Annotated in this window: 24 protein-coding genes and 1 riboswitch; of the genes, 13 read left to right on the forward strand and 11 right to left on the reverse strand. The window is 49.1% G+C overall.

Going from position 1 to position 23,449, the window contains the following annotated elements; all coding sequences use genetic code 11:
• On the forward strand, positions 1-982 hold a 982-nt coding region (gene holB, locus ACN4EK_RS29525; RefSeq protein ID WP_431662017.1), incomplete at its 5' end, for a DNA polymerase III subunit delta'.
• On the opposite strand, the gene ACN4EK_RS29530 is transcribed toward holB, so the two are convergent.
• Complete coding sequence (locus ACN4EK_RS29530; protein ID WP_431662018.1) at positions 979-1,431, reverse strand: hypothetical protein; 453 nt, start codon at positions 1,429-1,431, stop codon at positions 979-981. The genes holB and ACN4EK_RS29530 overlap by 4 nt on opposite strands.
• 160 nt (positions 1,432-1,591) lie before the next feature.
• On the opposite strand from ACN4EK_RS29530, the gene ACN4EK_RS29535 reads away from it, so the two are divergent.
• From ACN4EK_RS29535 to ACN4EK_RS29560, 6 genes are all read left to right on the forward strand, one after another.
• Entirely contained in the window at positions 1,592-2,113 is a 522-nt protein-coding gene (locus ACN4EK_RS29535; RefSeq protein WP_431662019.1) for a hypothetical protein, read from the forward strand.
• Between the two features lie 50 nt (positions 2,114-2,163).
• Positions 2,164-2,952, forward strand: a complete 789-nt coding sequence (locus ACN4EK_RS29540; protein ID WP_431662020.1) for a DUF3153 domain-containing protein — start codon at positions 2,164-2,166, stop codon at positions 2,950-2,952.
• Positions 2,953-2,989: 37 nt separating this feature from the next.
• Positions 2,990-4,066 carry an AI-2E family transporter gene (locus ACN4EK_RS29545; protein WP_431662021.1) on the forward strand — a complete coding sequence of 359 codons (1,077 nt, stop codon included), beginning with the start codon at positions 2,990-2,992 and terminating at the stop codon, positions 4,064-4,066.
• Positions 4,067-4,186: 120 nt separating this feature from the next.
• Positions 4,187-4,582 (forward strand): LapA family protein, encoded by a 396-nt coding sequence (locus ACN4EK_RS29550; protein ID WP_431662022.1) that lies wholly within the window; start codon positions 4,187-4,189, stop codon positions 4,580-4,582.
• A gap of 182 nt (positions 4,583-4,764) precedes the next feature.
• The gene (locus ACN4EK_RS29555) at positions 4,765-5,580 is read left to right on the forward strand and encodes a segregation/condensation protein A (RefSeq protein ID WP_431662023.1); all 816 of its coding nucleotides are present in this window, start codon (positions 4,765-4,767) and stop codon (positions 5,578-5,580) included.
• Positions 5,581-5,834: 254 nt separating this feature from the next.
• Positions 5,835-7,007 (forward strand): sugar phosphate nucleotidyltransferase, encoded by a 1,173-nt coding sequence (locus ACN4EK_RS29560; protein ID WP_431662024.1) that lies wholly within the window; start codon positions 5,835-5,837, stop codon positions 7,005-7,007.
• 71 nt (positions 7,008-7,078) lie between these two features.
• On the opposite strand, the gene ACN4EK_RS29565 is transcribed toward ACN4EK_RS29560, so the two are convergent.
• Positions 7,079-8,518 carry a carotenoid oxygenase family protein gene (locus ACN4EK_RS29565; protein ID WP_431662025.1) on the reverse strand — a complete coding sequence of 480 codons (1,440 nt, stop codon included), beginning with the start codon at positions 8,516-8,518 and terminating at the stop codon, positions 7,079-7,081.
• Between the two features lie 56 nt (positions 8,519-8,574).
• Here ACN4EK_RS29565 and ACN4EK_RS29570 point away from each other — a divergent pair, with 56 nt between their 5' ends.
• Positions 8,575-9,078, forward strand: a complete 504-nt coding sequence (locus ACN4EK_RS29570) for a DNA recombination-mediator protein A (RefSeq protein ID WP_431662026.1) — start codon at positions 8,575-8,577, stop codon at positions 9,076-9,078.
• On the opposite strand, the gene gloB is transcribed toward ACN4EK_RS29570, so the two are convergent.
• Positions 9,079-9,852 carry a hydroxyacylglutathione hydrolase gene (gene gloB / locus ACN4EK_RS29575; RefSeq protein ID WP_431662040.1) on the reverse strand — a complete coding sequence of 258 codons (774 nt, stop codon included), beginning with the start codon at positions 9,850-9,852 and terminating at the stop codon, positions 9,079-9,081. It lies immediately after the preceding gene.
• A 142-nt stretch (positions 9,853-9,994) separates the two neighbouring features.
• Between gloB and ACN4EK_RS29580 the strand changes: the two genes are divergently transcribed.
• On the forward strand, positions 9,995-10,198 hold the full coding sequence (locus ACN4EK_RS29580) for a hypothetical protein (protein WP_431662027.1): 204 nt from the start codon (positions 9,995-9,997) through the stop codon (positions 10,196-10,198).
• On the opposite strand, the gene ACN4EK_RS29585 is transcribed toward ACN4EK_RS29580, so the two are convergent.
• Entirely contained in the window at positions 10,182-10,829 is a 648-nt protein-coding gene (locus ACN4EK_RS29585) for an HAD-IA family hydrolase (protein ID WP_431662028.1), read from the reverse strand. The two genes, ACN4EK_RS29580 and ACN4EK_RS29585, sit on opposite strands and share 17 nt — an antisense overlap.
• 183 nt (positions 10,830-11,012) lie before the next feature.
• Positions 11,013-11,113, forward strand: a riboswitch (Glutamine riboswitch).
• A gap of 38 nt (positions 11,114-11,151) precedes the next feature.
• Between ACN4EK_RS29585 and pirA the strand changes: the two genes are divergently transcribed.
• The gene (pirA, locus tag ACN4EK_RS29590; protein WP_431662029.1) at positions 11,152-11,619 is read left to right on the forward strand and encodes an arginine synthesis PII-interacting regulator PirA; all 468 of its coding nucleotides are present in this window, start codon (positions 11,152-11,154) and stop codon (positions 11,617-11,619) included.
• Positions 11,620-11,716: 97 nt separating this feature from the next.
• Here pirA and ACN4EK_RS29595 read toward each other — a convergent pair whose 3' ends face one another.
• Entirely contained in the window at positions 11,717-12,700 is a 984-nt protein-coding gene (locus ACN4EK_RS29595; protein ID WP_431662030.1) for a GntR family transcriptional regulator, read from the reverse strand.
• A gap of 666 nt (positions 12,701-13,366) precedes the next feature.
• On the opposite strand from ACN4EK_RS29595, the gene ACN4EK_RS29600 reads away from it, so the two are divergent.
• A complete protein-coding gene (locus tag ACN4EK_RS29600; protein WP_431662031.1) occupies positions 13,367-13,843 on the forward strand; it encodes an orange carotenoid protein N-terminal domain-containing protein in 477 nt (158 codons plus the stop codon).
• 120 nt (positions 13,844-13,963) lie between these two features.
• Here the strand turns inward: ACN4EK_RS29600 and ACN4EK_RS29605 are convergent, their stop codons facing one another.
• From ACN4EK_RS29605 to rnc, 3 genes are all read right to left on the reverse strand, one after another.
• On the reverse strand, positions 13,964-14,509 hold the full coding sequence (locus tag ACN4EK_RS29605; protein ID WP_431662032.1) for a DUF2267 domain-containing protein: 546 nt from the start codon (positions 14,507-14,509) through the stop codon (positions 13,964-13,966).
• Between the two features lie 283 nt (positions 14,510-14,792).
• A complete protein-coding gene (locus ACN4EK_RS29610) occupies positions 14,793-15,857 on the reverse strand; it encodes a fatty acid desaturase (protein WP_431662033.1) in 1,065 nt (354 codons plus the stop codon).
• A gap of 464 nt (positions 15,858-16,321) precedes the next feature.
• Positions 16,322-17,002 carry a ribonuclease III gene (gene rnc / locus ACN4EK_RS29615; RefSeq protein ID WP_431662034.1) on the reverse strand — a complete coding sequence of 227 codons (681 nt, stop codon included), beginning with the start codon at positions 17,000-17,002 and terminating at the stop codon, positions 16,322-16,324.
• Positions 17,003-17,265: 263 nt separating this feature from the next.
• On the opposite strand from rnc, the gene ACN4EK_RS29620 reads away from it, so the two are divergent.
• Positions 17,266-17,448, forward strand: coding sequence for a hypothetical protein (locus tag ACN4EK_RS29620; RefSeq protein WP_431662035.1), 183 nt, complete (start codon positions 17,266-17,268; stop codon positions 17,446-17,448).
• 1 nt (position 17,449) lies between these two features.
• Here the strand turns inward: ACN4EK_RS29620 and ACN4EK_RS29625 are convergent, their stop codons facing one another.
• From ACN4EK_RS29625 to ACN4EK_RS29635, 3 genes are all read right to left on the reverse strand, one after another.
• Positions 17,450-19,990 carry a sigma 54-interacting transcriptional regulator gene (locus tag ACN4EK_RS29625; RefSeq protein ID WP_431662036.1) on the reverse strand — a complete coding sequence of 847 codons (2,541 nt, stop codon included), beginning with the start codon at positions 19,988-19,990 and terminating at the stop codon, positions 17,450-17,452.
• 230 nt (positions 19,991-20,220) lie between these two features.
• Complete coding sequence (locus ACN4EK_RS29630; RefSeq protein ID WP_431662037.1) at positions 20,221-20,637, reverse strand: hypothetical protein; 417 nt, start codon at positions 20,635-20,637, stop codon at positions 20,221-20,223.
• Positions 20,638-20,883: 246 nt separating this feature from the next.
• Positions 20,884-22,077, reverse strand: coding sequence for a glycosyltransferase family 4 protein (locus ACN4EK_RS29635; RefSeq protein WP_431662038.1), 1,194 nt, complete (start codon positions 22,075-22,077; stop codon positions 20,884-20,886).
• Between the two features lie 161 nt (positions 22,078-22,238).
• Between ACN4EK_RS29635 and ACN4EK_RS29640 the strand changes: the two genes are divergently transcribed.
• Entirely contained in the window at positions 22,239-23,405 is a 1,167-nt protein-coding gene (locus ACN4EK_RS29640) for a universal stress protein (protein WP_431662039.1), read from the forward strand.
• Positions 23,406-23,449: the final 44 nt, after the last annotated feature.

Consider the following 23,449-nt stretch of genomic DNA (forward strand, 5'->3'; position numbering starts at 1 on the left):
AGATGTGTATAAGAGACAGCTCCCCATGTCCCCCTTCTCCCCCTTAATCGGACAACCCCAAGCCATTGCCCTCCTGACCCAAGCCGTTGCTAAACGCCGGATTGCGCCAGCCTATCTATTTGCCGGAGCCGTTGGGGTCGGGCGGAGTTTAGCCGCTCGTTGCTTTGTCAAATTACTCTTCAGCCAGGGAACTTCCATTAACTTAGAGAGTTTACAACATCGGCTCCAGCATCATAATCACCCCGATCTATTGTGGGTCGAGCCAACCTACTTACATCAGGGCAAGCGGTTGACAGCCGTGGAAGCCGAAGCGGCAGGAGTAAAGCGCAAATCGCCGCCGATGATTCGATTAGAGCAAGTGCGAGAGATTTCCCAATTCCTTTCACGTCCACCGTTAGAAGCTCAGCGATCGATCGTAGTGTTGGATCAAGCCGAAACGATGGCGGAAGCGGCGGCAAATGGCTTGCTGAAAACTTTGGAAGAACCGGGACAGGCGACCTTGATTTTAATTGCTCCCAGTGTTGAGTCGTTGCTCCCCACCTTAGTCTCGCGCTGCCAAAAAATCCCCTTCTATCGTCTGTCCTTCGAGGCAATGGTTGAGGTATTACAGCAGGCGGGACAGGCAGAGATTTTGCAACAGCCGCAAGTTTTACAATTAGCCCAGGGTAGTCCCGGAGCCGCGATCTCCCACTGGCAACAATTACAAACCATTCCCGCCGAACTACTGCAAGCCGTAGCGCAACCGCCGCGATCGGTACGCGAGGCATTAACACTAGCCCGTCAGATTGCGAGTACCCTGGAATCCGATACCCAGGTCTGGCTGCTGGATTATTTACAGCATTGTTATTGGCAGACGCTACCAGCTACTCCGGCGACCCAATTGATCATGCAGCAGCTTGAGAAAGCCCGCCAATACCTACGCCAATTTGTCCAACCGCGCCTGACCTGGGAAGTAACGTTACTAAATATGGTGCAATCCTAGTAGCGATAGCGGGGATAGGTACTCGGCACAACTTCGATCGTCGGATAGCGAATCACGGCACGATTTGAGCCAGAGTAGGGAGCCGCTCGGTACACACCAGGACGCTGGGGGGCAACGATCGTTGGATTAATTAGCGTAGAATTTCTAATCTGACTATTGATAATTGTGGGATTAATGATTACAGCATTGTTGATCGATCGTCTATAGCCCCCCGATCCACCGACGGGATACCGCCCTGGATACCGCACCGGATAACGATAACTGGGGTAAACGGTGATCGAGTAACCGACTCCAGCCGTACTGCGCTCGATCGGTTGGGCTTCCACGGGTGGCAGTTCATAGGCGTTCGCTGATGTTGAGCCGACTGCCACAGCAACCATACCGAATAGGGCAGCAACTGGCATTACCAAGGACAGCGATCGGGAACAACGAGAATGAAGTTTAAACATACGAGGTGACCTGCCCATCTAAAAACATGAATTCAGGTAGATGACTGCCTCGGACTGATGGATATTCAATTAAAAACACTGGCTCCACAACTACCATAGCCTGTTTTCAGCCTGGTAGTGTAACGTAGCTGTTAACACCGATCGTTCCATCATTCCTATCGTGAGTTCAGAGCATTCCAACACGGTGCAAGCCGAATACCAGGCAGGAAAAGCTGCCTTTGAACGGGGAGATTATCGCAAATCCGTTCAGCATTTAGAGAAAGCGGTGGCTTTTGCGGGGAGCAATACTTCTCTAGGGGGAGAAATTCAAATTTGGCTAGTGACTGCCTATGAAGCGGCAGGAAAACAGCCGGAAGCGATCGCCCTCTGCAAGCAAATCACCCGCCACCCTGATCTAAAGACACGCAAACAAAGCCGACGGCTCCTATATATTCTGGAAGCCCCAAAGCTGAAAACCCGCCCCGAATGGGTGACGCAGATTCCAGACCTGAGTGGATTAAGTGATAGTGAGTTGCGCGATCGTAAAGGCTCGACGGCTATTTCCACCAAATCCACCGAAAAATCAACCTTTCAATTGGAACCAGAGGATCTCAGTCAGGTCAATACGCAGGATAATCGCTTTATCTGGTTTGCTTTGTTGGCAGCTTTGCTAATCATTGGTGGATTAGTCTGGCTGATGTAAGCCAAGTAACCGATGCAACGTTAGATTAAGCAAGCAATTTGTGATTCGTTATGCCCTCTTCCTCCCCCCACCCTTGCCTCCGTTGGCTGTTTCAGTGGCGCATGGTTTTCGTGTTATTTCTGGCTCCCATACTGCTGACCGGCTGTGTAGACTACGGTCTGAACATTCGCTTTGATCATCCCAATCGGGGCGAAATTGTGCAGCATATCCAATTGGGTGAACGCTTCAGTAGTTTGGGTGGGGTAGCTATTCAGGAATGGCTACAAACGATCGAGCAACGCAGCCGATCGCTGGGCGGCAGGGTTAAACGGCTCTCGGAGCAGGAAATGCTGGTGCAGATTCCGTTTGGGAGTAGTGATGACCTGGAAACCAAATTTAATCAGTTTTTTCATCCAACGGCGGGTGAGCCGCGATCGGGAATGGAAGGAACAACCCTGCCAGATATTGATTCGCATCTTAGTGTCAGCCATAGTAATTTCCTGCTGGTAGAACGGGATCATTTGACCTATGACCTGGATGTGCGATCGCTCGGGGTGACGGCTGCGGATGGCAATGTCTTGGTCAGTCCGACCTCTTTAATTGATCTAGAGTTCAGACTCCAAACTCCCTGGGGGGCTCAAAGTACGATCGCGACAGATACCCTTCAGCCCATTGCCTCGCCGGATGGGACACAGTTACTCTGGCGCTTGGTTCCCGGTGACAAAAACCACCTGGAAGCGACGTTCTGGATGCCGAACTGGTTGGGCATTGGTACTGTCATGATTCTGCTGTTTGTCGGTTTAGGGACGTATATCAAATATCCCCGTAGTCCCAGACCCCCTTTAGTCACTGACAGCTAACTGTCCCTTACTCACTACCGATCGCGCAGGGTCTACGATGAACCGTTCACCCGATCTACAACGACTGCTGATCATTGGTTTGAGCGGACCAATCATTGCCCTCAATCTCTGGCTCCTCAGTCAAATCTATCGCTACTTTGAGAACTTAATTACTGTTCTGATTGCCTCGGCGTTACTGGCACTGTTGCTCAATTACCCAGTGCGATTGTTTGAGCGGACTGGCGTACCGCGAACTCGCGCCGTCATCGTTGTGTTATTTCTGACGCTGACGTTACTACTATTTCTGGGCATTACCCTGCTACCCAGTGTGGTTGATCAGACCGGGCAGGTGTTACAACGCATTCCGGCATGGTTAGAGGCGAGCCGCCAAAATCTGGAAGCATTGGATAATTTTGCCAAGCAGCGCAATCTACCGCTTGACTTAAGGGGCTTCAGTGGTCGGATCAACAACCAAATTGAACAGCAACTGCCGACGTTACCCAGCCAAGCGTTGGTCTTAGCCTTGGGAACACTGGGTGGTCTACTGAATGTGATTCTGATCCTGGTCTTAGCGTTCTATATGCTGGTCTATGGAGATCGCCTCTGGACGGGATTAATTAATCTATTTCCACCTCGATATGGCGTTCCACTGAGTCAATCGCTCTGGCTAAATTTTCATAACTTTTTCATTAGCCAGCTATTATTAGCCCTATTTGTTACGGCGGTGCTGATCCCGATTTTCCTTGCCCTCCGGGTGCCCTACGCCCTATTGTTCGCGATCGTGATTGGCGTATCGGAACTGATTCCGTTTATCGGGGCGGCACTGGGAATTACCTTAGTCACGATTCTGGTCATGTTTCAAAACGTGGGGTTAGCATTCTGGGTAGCGGTGCTGGCAACTGGAGTCCATCAGGTTCGGGATAATGTCCTGGCTCCCAAAATGATGGGCAGCTTTACGGGACTCAACCCGATCTGGATTTTTGTCGCACTGCTGACGGGGCTTCAGGTGGCTGGATTTCTGGGGATTGTGATTGCGGTTCCGATCGCGGGCACGATTAAAACGACGCTGGATATTGTGCGAGGGATAAATCAGTTGGATGAGGAGCGATGGGAGGATGAGGAGTTAAGCGGGTAATGGGGGTGATGGGGTGATGGGGTGATGGGGAGGACGATCGTTGAAGTTTGATGTCGCTCTACCCGGGACGGTCTGAATATCCGACAATAGTTATAATAAGCTGCTGCTGGATGACGGTTGGTGGTTGACTTCATTGATAACGATGACTGGGATATGAAACAACTTAACTTTTTGCTCCTGTTCGTGATTTGTCTGGCGCTGGTGATGTTCGCGATTCAAAATGACCAGCCGACGTTGATTCGAGTGGTGAAGGATATTCAGGTGGAAGCGCCGCTATCAGTTGAACTGATGCTGGCAATGGGGACTGGGGCGGTGCTGGCTTGGGTATTTAGTGTCTGGAGTCAGGTACAGAATGCGCTGGCAATGCGGAAAGAACTACGGGCGAGGGATCAGCGAATTCAAGAGTTGGAAGAAAACTTGAAACGGTTTGAGGCGGAATTACAGCAGCAGCCCCAAGCCTTATTGTCTGCGGCGGATCTGGGACCGACGACGGATGCCGAACTGGTGACTCAATGAGGCGATCGCGGGAAAATATGCAGCGATTGGGAACAAATCAGCTAGGATCCAGGCATGTCGGCTGTTGATCTAATTACTCCACTCAATCCCTGGAGCCTTTGGGTTCCGCTGGGACTGTTGTTGCTAATTGTGTTAGCAGCGATTTATTTTGTCCGGCTTACTCACCGATAGGTTGCCTCGTTATGACGGCTTCTTTAGCACAGGACGCGATCGCGCTGCTGATTGATCTGGCGGAACGGGGAGAGATTGATCCCTGGGATGTCAAGGTGATTGATGTGATTGATCGGTTTTTGACCGAGTTGGCTCCAGCTTTAAATGGGCGAGAGGCTTACGATAAAAGTCTGTCTCAGTCGGGGCAGGCATTTTTGTACGCTTCGATGCTGGTATTGCTGAAAGCCGACAGTTTGGTGCAGGCAGAAGTCCAGGTTGAGGAGGAGCTTTTAGAAGAGGCGGATTTGTTTGATCTCAATAGTGATGAGCAGACCCCGTTACCACGGAATTTAGAAAAGCGTCTCAGTCGGCGGGCGACGGCTCAACCACCCCAACGGCGACGGGTGACACTGAATGATTTGATTGCCCAGCTTCAGGCGATCGCGGCAACGTTAGAAGACCCTTCTCCCCGCAAACGCCTATCTCGTCCCCGCCCCCAGGCGCGTAGCCAGGCCGTTCGGGCGATCGCGCAATTAGCTCACCAGGAAAATTTGTCGGAGATGGCGGTGGCTCTGGAGCAATTTTTTGCTGACCATGAAGCAGAATTGAGCGTTGACCAGAACTGGCTGGACTTTGAACACCTTTTGGAACTTTGGGCAAATACGGAAGGTCCCAAGTTTCTTCATGCTCACTCTAGCTATGCCGCCGAACATCGCGATCGGGTCGGCGTATTCTGGGCACTGTTGTTACTCTCGGCTCAATCCAAAGTGGAATTGAGTCAGGATGAATTCTATCAAGACCTAAAAATTCGCCCTTTGGTAGTAGCGCCGGAAGCCAATTTAGGTTGAGGCAATTTGGGCGATCGTAAAGTTAGAAAAATTAGGAAATTGAGAGAAAAACTCCGTAAATTTTATGTAGAGATGCCGTAAAGAATGGTCGTCTTTCTGGCAAAGTTTAGATAAGGGTATGCCAGCTTACTGTCAGTATCCCCAACTTCCATCTAGCATCAGTAACAATGATCAGATCAGTCGTGAGGGCAGTTTGGTTGCCTGACCACGATTGATTAAAATTTAATGGCTGAGGATTGAGAGATATACATACTATGAAAGCCATGATTCTGGCGGCAGGTAAGGGAACGCGGGTACGCCCCATCACTTACACCATTCCCAAACCGATGATTCCCATCCTGCAAAAACCGGTAATGGAATTTTTGCTGGAGCTGCTACGGCAGCATGGGTTTGACCAGATTATGGTCAATGTCAGCCATCTAGCCAATGAAATTGAGAGTTACTTCCGGGATGGGCAACGCTTTGGCGTACAGATTGCCTACTCCTTTGAAGGGCGGATTGTCGATGGAGAATTGGTTGGAGAAGCGGTGGGGTCGGCGGGAGGCATGCGCCGGATTCAAGATTTTTCTCCGTTTTTCGATGATACCTTTGTCGTCCTTTGTGGGGATGCATTGATTGACCTGGATCTGACGGCGGCTGTAAAGTTACACCGGGAAAAAGGATCGATCGCCACCGTCGTAATGAAGGAAGTCCCACGGGAAGAGGTTTCCAGCTATGGGGTGGTCGTAACCGATGAAGAAGGTCGGATCAAAACCTTCCAGGAGAAGCCATCCGTGGAAGAAGCGCTCAGTACCTGCATTAACACCGGGATTTATATTTTCGAGCCGGAAGTCTTGAACTATATTCCTTCCGGAGTCGAGTATGACATTGGGAGTCAGCTATTCCCGAAGTTGGTCGAAATGGGGGCACCGTTCTACGGCATTTCGATGGATTTTGAATGGGTCGATATTGGTAAAGTCCCGGACTATTGGCACGCCATTCGCGCTGTGTTGCAGGGACAAATTAAAAACGTCCAGATTCCGGGTCATCAAGTCGCTCCAGGGGTTTATACCGGATTAAACGTAGCCGTGAACTGGGACAAAGTAGACATTCAAGGACCCGTTTATATTGGTGGCATGACTCACATTGAGGATGGGGCTAAGATTATTGGCCCGACGATGATTGGTCCTAACTGTTGGGTCTGTAGCGGTGCAACGGTCGATAACAGTGTGATCTTCGAGTATTCCCGCTTGGGCCCAGGAGTGCGGCTGGTCGATAAATTGGTGTTCGGTCGCTATTGCGTAGACAAGACAGGTGCCACGATCGACGTACAAGCAGCATCGTTAGACTGGTTAATCACCGATGCGCGGCAGGAACTGCCATCCCAACCTCCGGCAGAACGTCAGGCGATCGCAGAATTGCTGAATGTTGATCTGAAGTCCAACTAGCCCATTCAGGCGAGCATTTGGGCGATCGCGATTGCTTGTTCGGTCGTCCCAATGCCACCTTCAGATGGGATTTAGGCAGGAGCGGGGTGCCAGGTGCCATGAAATCCGGGGGGGACAACTTCGGGCAAGCTTAAGCGACACACTGGTGCATCAGCTAAGCGATCGGCGGCATAGATCCAGAGTTCACTGCACTGGCGATCGCCGTCATAAACTACGGTCAGAATCCAGCTTTGCTCGGATTGGGTGGCATCCGGGGCATAGATCGGTTCAGTGGGATAGTGATGCTCTCCCAGTGTGGCTTCTGTTAATGTCCCGGTTTGGTGATCGAAGCGGGCGATCGTGCCATAGAGTTCTCGCTGCTGATCTGCTGATTCAGGATGCATTGAAAGATAGGTATAGCGGCAGGGTTGTCCTAGCTCCTGAGGATTAACGACCGGAAATTCGCAACTTCGGGGCAAAATCTGCTGTAGGGTGAGTACCTGACTGGACTGGACATTGAGCCGCAATTGCCAAAGTGTAGAGGGAGCTAGCGTTTCAATTTGTCCTGTAGCAACTTCCCGTAAGCGTTGGTTGGTTTGAAAGTCTGGATAACGGGCAATGTCGAGGATCACCGAGCCATCACTGAGTTCGTAGCCATTGCCGAAATGCCACTGAAACCAGGGATCCGCTTCCAACTGACTTACAACGTCCAGGGTGTCGCGATCGAGCACAATCACTTCTGTACCGAGGCTAGGTTGCCATTGCATCGCCTCACTATACGATCGCCATTGCAATAACACCGGCAACGGCTGGATCCGCACCGGGGGAATGCAGAAAATCAGATAGCGACCTGCTAAGACAAAATCGTGAATTAAGGGAATGCCAGATAGCGGAATTGCCTTAGTTTGGCGAATTTGACCTGAGGCATCACTGCGATAGACCTGCAACTGCACCTTTGCCCCTAATGTCACTCCAAAGTTAAAAATTTCTCCTGTCTTAGCATCCCGTTTGGGGTGGGCAGAATAGGGTTTGCCCGCTAGTGTACCCAGGTTATCTAACCCGATCGTCTCTAAGGTATCCAGCGTCAGGGCATGGGGTTCGCCCCCTTCCCATAATGCCAACAGGCGATCGGGTAACGCGATCACGGAGGTATTCGCCGCATTTTTGATCGGTCTGCCAAACCGTTGCCACCAGCCTCCCGGAGTCACCATGCCGTAATTAGGAAACAAATAGCGCCCTGCTTGGGCTTCTGCCTGATAGCCGTTGGTTTGCACGTAGCGATAGACCCCGATCGCAGCACTGTCGGTGAATCGCACTCCCAGAACTGCCCCATCGCCATCAAACCAGTGCCCCACCCGTTGTTGGCCGCGTTGTAGACGCGCCGGCCCATTGCGGTATAACGTCCCCCGAAGTCCGGCAGGAACCGCTCCTGACACGATCGGTAAGCGAGTGGGCGAAAACTCTGTTGCCGGATAGCGAATGGCGGTAGCCCAAGTGGCAGGCTGTCCGATGGAAACTACGGAATCAATCATGCTAGTGCATATCCTGTCTGTTACAATAGCTGGGTTGTAGCGCCTGATAACGACCGTTGAGCCAATCTTTAGACATTCCAAAGGTTGATGATTTTCTCCAAGAGCTAGCGACCATCCAGCAAACTGGCTCTAAGCGTATCGCCTTATTGGGGTCGCGGCATGTGCCGATTACCCATCAGAATTTGATTGAGATGATGAGCTATGCCCTGGTGCTGGAGGGCAACCGATTGATGACCTCCGGCTCAACGGGAACGAACTTTGCTGCCATTCGGGGGGCATTACGCGCGGATCCGTCGCTGCTGACCGTCATCTTACCGCAAAGCCTCGATCGCCAGCCGCGTGAGTCTCGTGACCAACTGGAACAGGTCATGCATCTGGTTGAAAATCCGGAGAATGATAGTTTATCTCTGGCAGAAGCGAGTGCCCTGTGTAATCAGGAGATTATTTCCCGCTGTCAGCAGTTGATTTGCTTTGCCTTCCACGACAGCCATACTTTGCTGAAAACCTGTCAGGATGCGGAAGAACAACGCAAAATTGTCACCCTATTCTACTTTGACTAGTTAAAACATATCCTTCATCCCCCGCAGGCGAGAGAACGTCTGAATATCATTGCTGGCTTTTACCCTGGCTCTGATGTCGCGATCGTCCCACCGCAGAAACGGATTCGTGCGCTTCTCCACTCCCAGGATTGAAGGTATTGTTGCTTCTGCCCGTTGACGAGCTGCCGTTACCGTCCTGAGTCGTTGCTGGAGATCAGAATTCTGCTGATCGACGGTCAGGGCAAATTGCAGGTTTTTCAACGTGTACTCATGGGCACACCAGACGCGGGTGTGATCTGGAAGTTGACGTAACTTCCCGAGGGAATCAATCATTTGGGCAGGAGTGCCTTCAAACAGTCTGCCGCACCCTCCGGCAAATAAGGTATCCCCACAAAACAGTTCTCCCGGTGTATTGGCTCGATTAGGCAGAAAGTAATAGGCGATATGCGCCCGAGTATGACCGGGAACAAAGAACACTTGGGCACTGCGATCGGCAAAGGGGACACGATCGCCTTCCTGTAAGAACACAGTTTGTCCCGGAATTCTGCCCCGATCCTCGGCTCCACCATAGACGATTGCACCTGGGAAGTGCTGTAATAACCGCGTATTCCCCCCGACATGATCGTGATGATGATGAGTATTGAGGATTGCGACTAGTTTGGCTCCCAACTGTTCTAACCGCCGTAAGACTGGAGTAGCATCGGCTGGATCAACAACGGCAGCTTCCTGGCGGGTGGGATCGTACAGCAGAAAAATATAGTTGTCGGATAGGGCAGGGATGCGCTCGATCTGCATATTCAAATTGGGTACTCCGCGTTTTACCGATTCTTTATCGAAACCTGGATAACTTTGTCAATTCATTATCCTGATCAGGGAACGTTAAATCTGAAAGGAATCTTAAAACCTTTCTCATTCATCGTCCGGTGCAGGCTACATCATGCGGAATGTTCAGATCAAGGCAAATTATGTTATCAAGCAGTTAGTCAATCGAGTGCTGGTGGCAAAACAAGTAACCCGCGAAGAACATCTCCAGTTGACTTCCAGCCTGTTATCAGAGCAGCGGGTAACGGATGAAGATCGCTACCAAATCAGTCGAATTCTGGATGAAATTCGGCTAGGTCGGTTCAAAGTAGTTGATTAATGCAGCCAGTATTGACAGCCTTAACTAATTCCTCTGGATGATGAATTAACAGATTGGGGTAGTGCTTGGCTAATGCCTGAGCAGAGTTAAACCCCCAACTGACGGCAATTACTGGAATGCCAATCTTTTTAGCTGCTTCAATATCACGGGTTTCATCGCCTACATAGATCACTGTAGCGGGATCAAGCTGGTATTGCCGTAATGCTGCTTGAATCACCCTCCCTTTACCGAATACAGTCAGTCCGGAGCCAATGAAATCGAACAACTCACTTAACCCGTGGGTGTCCAGGAATGCCGCCACATTTTCCTGTGAGTTAGACGTGACAATGCCCAGGTGATGCCCCTGCTGATGAATTTCCTGTAAGGCGGCTGCCATGCCTGGAATTGGATGGAGATACTGAATTTCATGGTGCAGTTCCGATCGCAGTCGTTTGAGCAAAAACGGAATTTGCCAAAAGGCAACCTGGGACTGGCGAACGATTTCTCTGGAACTCAGGTGTTTTAGGTGCTTGGCAGTTTCCGGGGGTGTGAATGGATAGCCAAACTCATGGGCTAAACGATTAGCAATGGTTAGAACAGTGTCGAATGAGTCGGCGATCGTACCATCAAAATCAAAGATCAGAACCTTCACAGTATGCTTAAATTTGGGCGACCAATAAACGATCGATAATCCTCTCACCTGTTCAGCATAAGGCAGACTTACCGGAGTTTTCCACCTGATCTCCAGCTAAAATTGTCATGAAAGCTTTATAAACCTTTCTTAAGGACGATTTACGGGGGTAAATCGTAAAGTATGATACAGACATAAACTAACAACGTTCATCTCTTTGGAGCTTCAGGAACGGTCTGGTGCTGATCAACCAGACAGGGAGCCTGAGGAGACGGAAGTAAGGATATATCCTGAAGGAACGCGCCTCATTTCACTTAACTCATTGTTTGGTCGAGGCGAGACTATGAAACTCTCTTATCGTGGTGCGACGTATGACTATACCCCTCCGTCATTAGAAGTGACAGAGGCTGAAGTATTGAACCAGCATCAGTATGCTAGCCGGAACTGTCATACGCTGCAAGAAAATACCATTCCTAACCCGAATGTACCGTTGAGCTACCGGGGCGTAACGTACACCCGTGGTCAAATTGCTGCTGCTGAACGTAGCCTGGGACATTCTAATGTGACGCTAACCTACCGGGGCGCTACTTATCGTTCTCATGCGGCAAACGCTGCCATGCCCGTTGCGGTGGCTAGAACCGAACAGGCTGTTGTCATTCCCGATCGGGTGCCAGTATTGCGCGAAGTCGGCAAAATTCATCAAGCTAACCTCCGACGTAATTTGGAGCGGCGGTTACAGGTGGCAAGAGCCCAAGGCAATTTTAGTTTAGTGTCACTGTTAGAAGCTGAATCTAGACAGTTGGCGCTTTAACCTGTTGCTCTCCTGGCTCAGGAGTTGTCTTAATCAAGGAAGTACATGAAGTGGGATGAATACCTTTCACCCCACTTTTTTTATGAGGATTGGTAGATTACTCTAACCCCAATTCTCGTTTAAGTAAGTTAATGGACTTAGTGATAATAAAGTTTTCACAACACACGAGTTGAGGTGGACGAATAATATCGTTGCGGGCGGCACTAATCGCGGCTTTAACGGCGGCACAGCTTGCCTGATCACTAATAATAGTATGGGCACTTCGGACAATGGCATTAAGCTTGTAGGAGTCACCTAGTTGACAGGTCATCACCAAAAGTTCATCGCCGCGTAAACTGTGGACAATCACCTCAGCCACGCCTACTGTCCCAGAGCTAAGGCTGACCAGCCCGACACAGGTGCCTTTGGGCAGCTTTTTGACTAGCTTAATTTCAGCATCAAAGTCATAGATATCGATCGGGATCACCCGTACTGACTTAGGAGCCGCGATCGCTTCGGCCTGGGCAATAAAATAACGGCTAGTCACAACGGTGCCCGATCGGGTTTGATCCAAAATTTGTCCTAATTCCTCTAACGGCACTAACTGGACAGGAATGTTCAACGCCCGTTCTAATTCCCGCATGATCACTTCCCCAGCCCCAATGTCATGGGTAGGAGCCGTCACCAAAACCTGAGCGCTACATCGGAGTCGCCAATCAATTTCGGCCAGAAACAGTTCTCGGGCTTGACTCAGGGAGCACCCTTGCTTCAATAACTCATCCAGACTTACTTGCACAAGTTTGTACGCATCAGGATGCTGATCAAGCAGGGGGGATTTAGCTTTAGCATTACCTTCATTACTCTGATCTCTGACGTAAATCCCGGAACCGGCATGAGCATCGACTACCCCCGCTTCTTCCAGTTGCCGATAGACCTTGCTGATCGTGTTACGGTGTAATCCAGTTTGCATGGCAAGTTGGCGGGTACTGGGCAGGCGGTGCCCCGGTGGATACTGGCGGGAGGCGATCGCGAATAAAATCTGGTTATACAGTTGAGTTGAAGCTGGAATATCACTGTCCGCCTGAATGTGAAACTGAACCATACTGAAACCTCCGAACTACCCCCACGCAGCACTAAGTCAGCCGCGAAAATGCTAACGAATTTCCCTTATCCAAACATTATGCTCCTATCTATCTATGAAAGCACTTCTATCGAGAAGTGTCGCTAAATTGAGGTAACTGAAACCTTGAGGAGATCAGAAAGTATCCACAATTGCTTAATCCTCGATCCGTAACGAGCTATGCCCTACCTACAAACGATCTTCTCAGTAGATAGTTCTGACTAGATATTGAGTTTTTATATCTGGGTTTACAGTTTAATTCTAATCTGATTAGGAAAGATTAATCACTAATTATCTCCTGGCAATCAATCAGCAAATTACTATTTAATTGATCGCGATCGGGCATCGTCTTGAACAATGCCAGGAAAGATAATTTCCTGCTAAATTTGGTCGGATATGAACACTAAAAAATCAGATCTATAAAGGTATTTTCGCAGAGGAAATCAAGTTTTACCTCCTAAATAGGCTTGATCTTTATCAATTAAATCTATGCTTCTAAACAAGCTATCTCTGACGTGTTAAGCAACACGATGCCAGCCGTATATCGATTCTGTCAAAGGCAGGGTTACCTTTCTGAATACATTGATTAACGTTTGTAAGGGATGAATAATTCCACCGACAAACACAACAGAGAGTTTGGAGATATCTATGACTTACGCAACCGATAAAACCACTGAAAATGCTTTAAAAGAATTTCGTGGTTTTGATGCAGACACTCAGCTTGCTTTGTTGTGGTACGGCTATCTAGACCTGAAGGATCAACTCAATCCAACCACCGATCCTTCAGTTACTGAACCAGCAACGGCGCTGTACCACCAGATTGCTGCCCTACCTCAAGAGCAGCAGTTGCAAGCTCAACGAGATATTGTCAGTGGTAAGGCCTCGTCGTTCACCCGGACGTATGATGCGTTGTCGTCCAGTGGTCGCCTGGAAGTTTGGCTCCTGTTAGCTCAAGGAATGGAGCAAGGTCAAGTCATTCAAGTGCCATCGGAGTACAACTTACCTGAATCAACTACTAACTTTGCTAATCGGATCAAACAACTTGAGTTTGAACAACGCATTAATTTCATGCGGAGTGCAGTTGTGGATATGGGCACTGTTAAACAGGAAGGGAAGCGAGTCTAACCTATTGAACCTGGATGTTCAAGACACTAAACGTTTACCTCGCGTAAGGCAATAAACGACGATCGCTCCACTCAGAATGACGAGAATGGAGCGATCGTGATTGAAAGGAGTTCTACTTAATTAAGCCTGGTTCCAAATGTCCTGAACTTTGTCTGGCAGCCAGGGGGCAATTTCCCGAATTCGCTCCTCAGATAACTCATCTTTGGTTGCCGAAAATACTGCTTTCACCACCCGTTCCGCACTTAAAGTGGGTGGTAAACCGCCTTCGTTGGCAACCCGAGTTAAAAAGAGATCGGAAGTAATACCTGAGAGTCCTGGGCCCTTTAGTGGAGGACGTACTCGACTTAAAAAGCCAACGATCGGATTAGAGTCTTTCCACAGATCGGCAATGTCCATTTGGAGAGCTTTTTCATTGGTGTGCATGACCTCTCCATGCAACTCAGACTCAACTCGCTCGATCGTATCGGTAGTCATTAGATCACGCATAATCCGATACACAAGTTCGGTGATGTCCCGCGCATCATACGGATCCGCAAGACCACCCTCAACCATTACCTTTTCTAGGAATGAGCGATGTTCATCGGCGATCGCCTGTTTGATTCTAGAGTCTTCAACTTCAGTCGGATCAACCTCCGGTAGGTTGAGATTCCGTGTTTCATCTGGCATGTTTTTTCTCCGTATCAGCTTATTTTTAGCGATTACTTCGGTTATTAAGTTCGCACAAATTTTGTAACGGTGCATTGCCCTTAGGGTAAAGACAATAGATACCCAAAAGGCATAGATGTTTGCAATTAAATCAGTTGCTTTAAAGCACTTTTTATTATTTCTAACTACTAATAAATATGAGTATGCAGCCTAATTTTCGACAAAAAATAAAGGCGAACCACCGTCCGCCTCTAGCCAATAGTTAATTGAAGATTCAATTCCTGATTAAGCTTCTGTTGAGCAACTACTTTTTGGCCGATTGGTAGTAAACTTCTGAGCCGTGATTTGGCACAAAATGGCAGGTTTTGGAAGAGCGCATAAAGCTTTTCCAGATGGGCTCGTTAGAAGAACGATAGTAATCACCTAAAATTGGCTTGATCGCTTCCGTTGCTGTTTTCAGGTGGTAATGGGGCATGTTCAGAAAAATATGATGTGCCACATGGGTACCAATATTGTGATGGATCGAGTTAATCAGTCCATAATCCCGATCGATAGTAGAAAGTGCCCCTTTCAAGAAATACCAATCATCACCACGATACCAAGGAATATCTGCCTCGGTATGGTGCAGATAGGTGACTAAATCCAACCAGATGACAAAGACCAGATAGGGCATGAGGTAATAGTTCACGATAAATCCCCAGCCAAATTGGTAGGTGAGGAATCCTAACAATCCCACCATTAATCCCCACAGAACCGAACTGGTGATCACATCCCATTTTTCAGAGGGACGAAATAGGGGGCTATTGGGTAGAAAGTGAGAGCCTTGACGACCGGGCGATCGCTTAAACAAATAAATAGGATATGCCAGCAAGGGTAAGTAGAAGCGAAATAGCTTTTCATACCAGGGCATCTGGTGATATTTCAACTCTGTAACGGGATACCAGCTTTCATCGGTGTCAATATTTCCGGTGTTGGCATGGTGAGTCCGGTGACTGATGCGCCAACCGTGATAGGGCACCAAAATGGGAATATGAGCCAGGTGTCCAATCAGGTTATTCAACCATTTGAGCTTAGAGAAGGAACCATGACCGCAGTCATGACCGACTACAAATAATGCCCAGAACATCGTTCCTTGCATGAGCCAAAACACTGGAAAGAATAGCCAGGAATTTAGGCTAGCCGCGATCGCATATAAACCGGCAATGATACCAATATCAAGAAAGAAGTAAGCCAGCGATCGACCAATAGAAGGTTCAAAACAATAGCTAGGAATTGCCGCCTTCAAATCTTGCAGGGTAAAGGGTAGTTCTGCTGTTGGCTGGGTTGAAACTGCCGTTACTGGAGAGTTGAGAAGAGTATTTGATTGCACAGAATTTCGATTTGACCTAAGTTGAGAACTCACATTTCGCCCATCACAGAATATACTCAGCAATGCCATCACTGAGCTTTTAGCTGGCATGGGTTCCAAAGTGATTTAGTTCCCGTAAATAGCCACTCTACACTACTCAACTGAACTAATTGAGTATTTTTGGCAAAAGCTGTTTACCTGCACAATGTCAAGAAATTCGACTCATGTCCACGCTGGCAGGGCGAAATGTAAATTCGATACGTAACGTATTCTACTCGTTTGTGCTCAAAAAAATACCGTGAATTCCCTGTTTTTACTAAAAAAAGATTTAAATTTTTAATTTGGCAATTCAATTTATTTAATCTATGAGAAAAGCGAGTTTACAAGTCAGCTAAAAATCACGTTTTATGGTAATGAAATTGTGTATCTCTGCTGCTTATAAGCGATCGCGGCTCAATGTCATGGATTTACCCCTTAGCAAACTTCTAAATTTGCCCTAACCGATCAAGGGCATCCCGGGCGGCATCCTTCTCAGCATCCTGTTTCCTCCGTCCGCTTCCTTGGCCATAGGGTTTACCGGATATTTGCACTTCGGCAACAAAGCATTTGTCATGATCGGGGCCCGACTCTGACACGATCACATAATTGGGATTCATGCCTGTATTGGCTAATGACCATTCCTGAAAGCGACTTTTATAGTTCACCGTTTGAGCCGTTATCGCCAGGTGACTGACAACAGCATCAAAAAATGGTTCCACATACGATCGCACCTGATTAATATCAGAATTGGTATCTATAAAATAGGCTCCAATTAAAGCCTCAAAGGTACTACTAAGCAGGCGAGTATTCTGTCTACCTCCTTCCCGATCTGCCCCCTTGCCTAACTTAATTTGTTGACCTAAATCGAGGGCCTTAGCAAACTTTGCGAGTTGTTTGGCATCCACTAATGCCGATCGCAGGGGAGTTAGTTCTCCCTCGCTTTTATCGGGATAGCGTTTATACAAAAACTCCCCACTAAGAAAGTTTAAGACCGCATCACCCAAGAATTCCATTCGTTCGTTATGTTTACCCGCATTAGAATTTTCATTGGCAAACGATCGATGGGTTAAAGCGCGTTGGAAAAGTTCGGAGTTCTGAAAGACTGGTAACTGAAATACTTTCGTCATTATTAATAGCAGCAGAGTCAAAATATCTGTTAAAGGTAGTGAAATATTGCGGATTCAAACAAGAGTTATAGACTGCAAACCACCACAGCTTATAGTTTTCTTTAACTTTATCGGGAGAAAGTTCATCAAAGCTTTAAATCATCCAGACGGGTGACAGTGGAGTCGCCATGTAGAGGGAGTTAATCAATCGTGCGATCGACGAAGGTATATTTATTCAGCCCTGAATCGTTTACGTTATGCAAACTCCTAACCACAACTGTCCCATGTCTACTGGTATCAGTCAGGTGATCAACCGGGTGTTGGCTTCTGGTAGAATCACCCGTGCCGATGAAACAGTGTTCCTGAAGGCGATGGTGAACGAGCATCCCCTCAACCGGGAAGAAATGGATCAGATCAATCATGTCTTCGATCGTCTACAAATGGGCTTACTCAAGGTCGTCGATTAACCTACCACCCGACAATTACCTTCCACATTAACGAGCCGATCGCAAATGTCGCCAGGTGTTGGGGCAACAGCTTTAAGAAGGGTTGACGGGCAATTTTTTGAGTTAAGAATATACTCAGCCAGACTGTACCAATCAACGTCACTGCCTGCAAAAACGCAATTACCGCCGGATGTGCCACGGCAACGAGAGAACCCAGCGTTCCGGTTGAAACTCCAAAGGTGGCAAAGGTGACCGGAATCACCCGTCCGGCTTCCGTTAATCCCAATCGTAAGTAATGGGCTAGATTGCCCCCCAACACTAACGGCAGATAGCCATACGCCAGTTCGATAAACGATCGTGGTTTACTAGACCAACTGAGTGATCGCATCACACCATACGCTAGCAGCGCGATCGTGGCTGGAACCAACATGACTAAAATGGACAGTCCGGCATGGATCCCAAACTGATTGAGGGGTAAATTCCAGCTTAATTCTGCGGTGATCTCAGGCAAGCGATGGAGAAAAACGGCTCCAAATAATAGGAATAACAAACAGACTTCGTACCCGGTTGGGGTGTGCGTTGTCCACAAATCAATGCCGGGTGGACGGAGGTTTAATTCCACCGATCGATGGGGGCAGGCTTTCAAGCAGGTCATACACAACACACAATCCCGATTATCTTGCAGTTGGGCAGGATGGGAATAAAGCGGACAACCTTCTGTTTCCTGCCCTTCACCTTTTTGGGGTCCCCCTTTGTAACACTGATAGGTCGTACAGGTCGCTGAACAAATTCCTTGTTGCGCCCGTAATTCCACGATCGAGAGTTTGGCAAACAAGCCATTCATCCCGCCGATCGGACATAAGTAACGGCACCAAAACCGCCGCTCAAATAACACCGAAAAAATCACGGCTCCGGCGGTAATCAGCAACAGCAGACAACCGGACAGGTAGGCGGTATTTTCCAGATTCCACAATTCTTCCCAGAGCAAGATCAACGTAAATAATCCAAACAGGAACCAGCCACCTACTTTTTCGGCTTGCTGACGTGGCCAGGGTAGCAGTTGCCGGGGATAAAGCCAGAGCGACAGTTTTTGTGCCAGTTCGCCATAGATCATGAACGGACATACGGCACACCACAGCCGCCCCACAAACGGAAATGCCACCAGGATTAACATCCACCACCATGCCCAAAACAGATTGAGGGCAATATTCTGTTCCCGGTTCTGGGGGCCTAACATTAATACAGCAACCACCACGGCAAAGACACCGAGGGTAAAGCCATAGTTAATTCGATCGGGGAACCAGGCACTCCGCAGAAACTGCCGTAACTGGGGGTAGGCATTGAGTAAATTGACCCGAAATCGCTTGCCTTTGGTGCTAGCAGACCAGAAGACTTCCTCGGTTAGCTCACTGGCTCCATTTGACTGAAGAATTGCCCGTTCGACTAAACTTTCTAGTTCCGCAAAGTTGCCAGGAAAGTCATAGCCTTGCAGCCGCCGTAGTGCTTCTGGGGCAACGGTAGGTTTAGGAAGACCCCGCGATCGACAGAACAAACTGATGTAATACTCTACTTGAGCTTGAATATCTGCTTTCCGTACCCGCAATGGCGGCACTTTAATCTCATGCCCGATCAGGGGTTTTTTCTCCAAGGGCAGCAGACTTTTTTCGGAAGTCATCATAATCCGGGCTTCTGACCTGCGAGGAGGTGGAGGTGATTCCCCCTCCCGACTCACGGGTTCATATTCGTCGGTTTCCAATAGCCGTACCAATTTGGGCTGTAAGTCTGAAGGCAATTCTTGAATATTATTCAGCAGCAAAGTGCCCGATCCCAACCATTCCAGTAATCCCGGTTTACCGCCTGCCCGCCCAAACAACTCTGCACCACTGGCCTGTAACGTATCGCAGTTAATCTTCAGCATCGGTTCATGGCGGCTAGCCGAGCCAAAGTGGATCAGAGCGGCAATATTATCCTTGCCTAATCCCGGCTCCCCAAAAATCAACACCGATCGCCGATTCCGGGTTGCCTTCTTAATGTCCTGTCGTAACCGGATGGCATAGCGACTGGAACCGACAATGCCCCGCTTCACCTTCGGTAGTAAATAGGGGCGTAACGCCGTTTGTCGTTCTCGTTCATAGGTTAGTTGCGCGGAAACCTGATCTAACTCGGTAGCGAGTTGGCGAGAGAACGTCTGACTAATTTCCGGTAACTGTTGCACTAATGTCAGGAATTCCTGACTCGGAATTGTCCACAGCACACAATCACTCAAGGTGACTACCGTTTGCTCCGCTAATTGTTCCAGCAACAATTCCTTTAAATGTAGGATTGCCCCTGGTAGCAATCCCACCGCCTTCGCTACTGTAATTTGACTGGTATGGTAGCTTTCCAAGCGTCCCGATCGCAGAATATACAACGCGGTTGGAGCGGTATCTTCTAAGACTAAGCGGCGATTCTCCTGTACTGGAACCTCCACAATTGCCGCCGCGATCGCCACTAACGTCTCATCCGATAGAGAGCCTAATGCCGTATGTTCCTTTAACCAGACCGCCCGATCGTTGACATCCATAACCCGTCAGCCATAAACAACGAACAATACCCTATGAGCCGCGAACAGAGATTACCTTCTCTATCTCCCTGATCCTCCTGATCTCTCTACGCCCCTTAATAAAAAATAAATGGCACATTCTGCCAGTTACCCATCATAGAGTTGACTGACAAAACATGCCATTATACTGTCGCCAACTGGCGACCATTAATTCGGTAGGAATTCAGTTTGGTGCTTGCGGCTTGATTTAACTAGCCGGGGCAAACCGCGCGATCGTTCGCATTTAGACGAATCACACCCTCTGTAGCATTCACGACAAAGGGTACGGCTTGATTACCAACGACTCTTCTTAAAATGGGTCTGGCATATAAGCAAGATCTGACTTGCTCGCCCCAAGCGCTATAGTCAATGTTCGGCAGGGTGGGTGCATATTTATCTGTGATCGGCGTGTTGCTGGTCACGCTAGTATCTTTATCAAGAACGATCACATTAGGCAGAGTGTAGAAATAGGGCTGTACCGGAGGGGTAGGCAGAGCTAGCTCGGTAACAGTGGTAAGAGTTTCTCTGGGCAGAACTTCAGTCACCGCCGTGTATTGGGCGGAAGCTGGAAATGCCAGACCTGCTACAGCACTGGCAGCACCGAGAATAGACAGGACGCGTGTTTTCATATTCAATCCAACTCCTCATTAACAACCGTAACCACGGTAGCCACAACTGGCATAACCACAGTAACTACAACCAAAGGCGAGGGGGTAAATTTAGCACTACCTTAGTTGCTCCTTTATTTCTACACTGTTTTGCCAATCTAAGCCAGTGTTAGATGAGCGAAATGAGGAATCTTAATCAGTAATTTCGTCGTTGGGGAATAGCCTAAACTAGCCGGAAGATGCTCCCCACTGAATGACGGAGTTGATTCACCAATCGGTTGTCGTGCGTTCATGCAGCACTCGATCGTAGACGGTAGCCGTTTGTTGAGCCAGGTTTGCCCAGTTAAATCGTTGTGCCAATTCTGCATAGGCATTGCTGGTTAGCCAGCGAGCATAGCTAGGATTCTTTAATACCTCAAGAATGCCCCAAGCCAGGGAGTCGGGATTGTTTGTCCATGTGACAATTCCGGTTTTGTTGTGGCGAACGACTTCGGGCAAGCCGCCGGTATCGGAAACGACGACTGGCACCTGTGCCGCAAAGCTTTCTAAGGCAACGATACCAAACGGTTCATACAGGCTGGGGAACACGGCACAATCGGCGATCCGGCGAAATTTGTTCAAATCCTCGTCCGACATGAACCCCGTAAAGTAACACTTATCCCAAATCCCTAAATCCCATGCCAATCGCTTCAAGTCATCGGTATTCCCAGTCCCAATCAAGACGAATTTGGCATAGCCGCCCATTTCCCAAATCACTCGGGGAGCCGCTCGTAACAGAACAGACACACCTTTTTCGTAGGTCATGCGACCAACGTAATAAATAATTTTTTCGTGATCATGGGCAAAGTGACGGCGAAAGGCGATCGGGTCAAACTGTACCTCCGAGATCAATTTCTCGGGACACACGCCATTGGGAACAATATCAATCTTATCCCAGGGTACGCCCAACGCCCGTTCTACCTCCTGCCGCATGTAATTGGTACAGACAATCACTCGCCAGGCATCCTGGGTTAACTGGCATTCCATCTCACTGATGTAACGCTGGGTTTCGGTATGGATCCCGTTATGGCGACCATGTTCGGTCGCGTGAATCGTGGCAATGAGCGGCAGCCGAAAAATATGCTTCAGGGCGATCGCGGCATCACCAACTAACCAATCATGGGCATGGATCAGATCAAAGGGACCTTCTTCCAGCAGCAGCTTACCGCCATGCCGCCCCATACTTTGATTCATGTTGACGATCCAGTGGAAAAAATCATTACTGGGTTCAACACTGACCCGATGCACATGCACCCCATCGACCAGTTCATAGCCGGGAGCCTGTCCAAACTCGATCGTAATTAGATGGATATTGTGTCCCAACTTGACCAATTCTGGGTATAGTTCCGCTACATGCCGAGCGATCCCCCCCACAATGCGGGGAGGAAATTCCCAGGTCAGAACTAAAACCTTCATCGGCATCCCATCTTGCTACTTGACCTATTTTTACTCTACATAGCGGCTCAGTACAGTTCAGTAGAGATGTTACCCAGAAAAATCGCTCTGTTACTGTTACAGCCCTTGTCTATTCGGAAGATCTATCGATGTTGTTTGCTAGATTTGTGGGGTAGGTAACAAGAATCATGACTCCGCCCCTTTCCCCGACTCTGTTTCCACCGTTGCTCCTAGCAACCGATGGCTCTCCCAGTGCCCGTCTAGCGCAACGGTTGCTTTATCCGATCGCTCAATTACTGCAATCTCAATCACCCGTATCGGTAGAAGATGCCGAGACTCCAGGGGAGGAGATTACCCTGCTAATGGCGGTCACCGTCCAACCTCGATCGTCAAACCGGGGCGATCGCCTCAACCGACAACCCCGACAACCACCCCCTCCAACGGCAACTACTGATTTAACCACGACCGACGTGACTACTGTGACCACGTCTACAACCCTGACAACCCACCAGGCTCCCCTCTCCCTGGAACAATTGACTGCCCTAGTCCAGACCGAAGTTCCTGCCGGGTTATCGCTATCGTTTCAAGTGCGCCAGGGTCGTCCTGCCACCGAAATTTTGAACTATGCCCGCGCCATTCAAGCTGGATTAATCGCGGTCGGGCATCGTGGGACGGGCGGTATGCGCGAATTACTACTGGGGAGCGTTTCTACGGTAATTGCTCGCTACGCTTTTTGTAGTGTCTTGGTTGCCAGAGGTAGCCAGCAAACAGAACCGCCAGCCACTCCCAGCTTAAATCATGTCTTACTGTTAATCGATGGCTCGTTAGCCTCCCGTCAGGCGATCGCGACAGTGTTGCAACTGGTGCCGATTGGGATTGAGCGCGTGACGCTACTATGTGTGCAGTCGCCCATTGGTGTAAACAAAAACTTATTTGGGGCATTTGGGTCTCCCACCCTGAGTTGGCAGCTCAATCAATCGCTGCAAACCGCTCAGAAGGAACAGGGAGAACAACTGCTGAAACGGGCAAAAGCTGCCCTGGCAGGCACGAATCTGGATATTCAAACCCGCATGCAAACGGGTGATCCGGCTCCCTTAATTTGTCAGGTGGCGCAGGAGCAGGGTGCCAACTTAATTATTCTGGGCAGTGATCCCACCCGCCGATCGCTGCTATCCCCATTACAGGTTCTCCGTCCCGGTAAGCGGCAGCCTGAAGATGGGCCGACTAAGTCGCGTCAAGCGTTGAGAAATACTCGTCTCAGCGTTACTGAAGACTATGTGATCCACTATGCTCCTTGCCCGGTGTTGCTGTGTCGGACTCCCAGGGCGGCTCAAACTCAGGGAGAGGTGGGGTAGGTTGGAGGGATGGGGAGATGGAGAGCTGTCTCTTATACACATCT

The organism is Pantanalinema rosaneae CENA516, from assembly GCF_050753385.1.
Classification (GTDB): Bacteria; Cyanobacteriota; Cyanobacteriia; order Leptolyngbyales; family Leptolyngbyaceae; genus Pantanalinema; species Pantanalinema rosaneae.